2 protein-coding genes are annotated in these 1676 nt (G+C 37.9%); one reads left to right on the forward strand and one right to left on the reverse strand.

Translation table 11 applies throughout. The features are described 5' to 3' along the window. Positions 1–227, reverse strand: a 227-nt coding sequence (locus AC1DSB_RS18910; RefSeq protein ID WP_477587378.1) for a DUF1189 family protein, incomplete at its 3' end; no start/stop codon positions are given. Positions 228–430: 203 nt separating this feature from the next. Here AC1DSB_RS18910 and AC1DSB_RS18915 point away from each other — a divergent pair. Beyond that, positions 431–1676: Na/Pi cotransporter family protein (locus AC1DSB_RS18915; RefSeq protein ID WP_477587377.1), on the forward strand; the 1246-nt coding region annotated here is incomplete at its 3' end.

Below are 1676 nucleotides of genomic sequence, written 5' to 3' on the forward strand. Positions count from 1 at the left end.
GTAATAAAGGCAAAGGGATACAGAATCCAATCCATGTCTTCTACATAATCTATCAAACCAACTATAGAAGAAGAGTCATCTACCAATCCAGACGTAAATTGTATGAACGAAAGAATAGACAGTATGGTGACAAATAAAAACACATATAAAAGGACTTTGCCGATGGGCAGAAGCCGGAAAGCGGCAATTTTTTTCGGGCTGGTTATGGAAGCTAAGAATAGTTGCATGATTGACAAGAAAATCACTCCTTATAAGCTATCATACTACTTTCCATAGATAGATTTTAAGAATTATTTGTACAAATTACGTACAAAGCTGCCCTGATTGTTAAGTTCTTGTAAATATTTAATGAAGTTCTTTACAATCATTTGTCGAATTCTTCATAATGGGGACTGTTGATAATTGTACATACAGGGGTTGAAATTGAATCGTGGAACTTAATTGGCAAGAAATGATGTTTCAATTCATTGGAGGTCTAGGGATCTTCTTGTTCTCTATCAAATACATGGGTGACGGCCTGCAAAAAGCAGCAGGTGATCGATTACGTGATATATTAGATCGATTTACGACGAACCCATTCATGGGTGTTTTAGTCGGGATTGCGGTTACAGTTTTAATTCAATCCAGTTCAGGTACGACTGTCATAACCGTAGGTCTTGTCAGTGCTGGATTTATGACGTTAAAACAAGCAATCGGTGTCATCATGGGAGCCAATATAGGTACAACAGTCACTGCTTTCATTATAGGGTTTGATGTGGGAGAATACGCTTTGCCCGTTATGGCAATTGGTGCTTTCCTGATTTTCTTTTTCAAGAAAAGCCAGATTCAAAATTTGGGAGAAGTTATTTTCGGTTTTGGTGGTTTGTTTTTAGGAATGGAATTAATGAGCGGGGGAATGAAACCTCTTAGTGAATTGCCAGCATTTATCGATTTAACCGTCAATATGAGAGAACATTCCATTCTAGGCGTAATTGTCGGAACGGTATTTACATTAATCGTTCAAAGTTCAAGTGCAACAGTCGGAATTCTTCAAGGTTTGTATTCAGAAGGGGTTTTAAATCTGGATGCGTCACTACCGGTTCTCTTCGGAGATAATATCGGAACAACCATTACAGCTGTATTCGCATCAATAGGTGCTTCGATTGCAGCTCGACGCGCAGCAGCTACACACGTTTTATTTAACGTGGTAGGTACAATTATTTTTATGATGATTTTAGAACCTTTCACTATGTATGTTGAATGGTTGTCTGGCGTTTTAGATATAGGAGAAAAAATGCAAATTGCTTTTGCACATGGTACGTTCAATGTAGCCAACACCATTATTCAATTTCCATTCATCGGTGCATGGGCATACCTTGTAACGAAATTAATTCCGGGCGAAGAAGTAACGATAGAATATAAACCGRAGCATTTAGATCCACACTTTATCGAGACAGCTCCTTCCATTGCTATCGGACAAGCGAAAGAAGAAATTTTGCGTATGGGTCGCTTCAGTGTTCAAGGATTGCAGGAGTCCTTTGACTATTTGAAAACACATAATAAAAAACATGCAGAAACGGGTTACCAGCTAGAAGATGCCATTAATAATCTGGATAACAAAATCACGGATTATTTAGTGAAAATTTCAGCTGAATCTATTTCCAAAGCAGACTCTACTCGACATATTATGTTAATGG

Source organism: Paenisporosarcina sp. P4_E4_2, from assembly GCF_056401595.1.